Origin of the sequence: Pseudoroseomonas cervicalis ATCC 49957, from assembly GCF_000164635.1 — a bacterium.
GTDB lineage: Bacteria > Pseudomonadota > Alphaproteobacteria > Acetobacterales > Acetobacteraceae > Pseudoroseomonas > Pseudoroseomonas cervicalis.
Genome location: NZ_GG771139.1, coordinates 1 through 767, shown reverse-complemented (window position 1 = coordinate 767; position 767 = coordinate 1). Strand labels below are relative to the sequence as shown.

Genomic DNA, 767 nt, shown 5'->3' with positions numbered 1-767 from the left:
CCCCGGGAGGGGGCACGCGGCGCCGCGCGGGGGGGGCGCGGGGAGGCATGGCTTGACGGTCCGCGCTTTTCCCCCGATCAGGACCACATCCTGATCGGCGCCCGCACCGTGCCGCCCACCGCGCGTCCGCCCCAGCGACAGAGTTCCGCATGACCGCCCGACCGCATGAACCCGCCTTGCCCCCGCCTCCCGACAAGGTCGTGGTCGAGTGTGGCGCGGTGCAGGAGATCCTTTTCCAGGACAATGATCTTCTCTATCTGCGCAGCGTGAACTACCGGCTGCGCGGGCAGATCATCCTGCACATCCAGCCGCGCCGGAACCGGCGGCAGCTGGCCGTCAACCGGCATGACGGCCGCAGCTGGGGCGCCGAGCGGGTCCTGGAGCTGCCGGAGGAGATCGGCGCCACGCTGCTGCTGCGCGTCAGCTTCACCGCGCGGGGGGCCGAGATCGGCGTGCTGCAGGAGGACGAGCTGGTGGCCGTCCTGCCCTTCGAGCCCTGCGCCGGCCAGCACGGCATCGCCGAGCTGGAGCGCGCGCCCTCGATCCTGCTCCGCCTGCCCGAGACACCGGCCCGGCCGGAGGCGCCACCGCCGCTGGATCTCTCCGCCAGCCTCGTCGCCGGGCAGCGGCTGCTGCTGCAGGGGCGGATCGACGACCCGGACGGGCAGGTCCTGGCGCTGCGGCCGGAACAGGCGGGCTGGCTCGGCCCGCCGCTGACGCTGCTGCCGGCGCGCGAGGCCGAGGCCGGGACGCCCGGCCGGCCGCTG

1 protein-coding gene is annotated in these 767 nt (G+C 74.8%); it reads left to right on the top strand.

The window, feature by feature from the left end; genetic code table 11:
- Positions 1-176: 176 nt before the first annotated feature.
- The coding region (locus HMPREF0731_RS22200; RefSeq protein ID WP_040614484.1) for a hypothetical protein at positions 177-767 on the top strand (591 nt) is incomplete at its 3' end.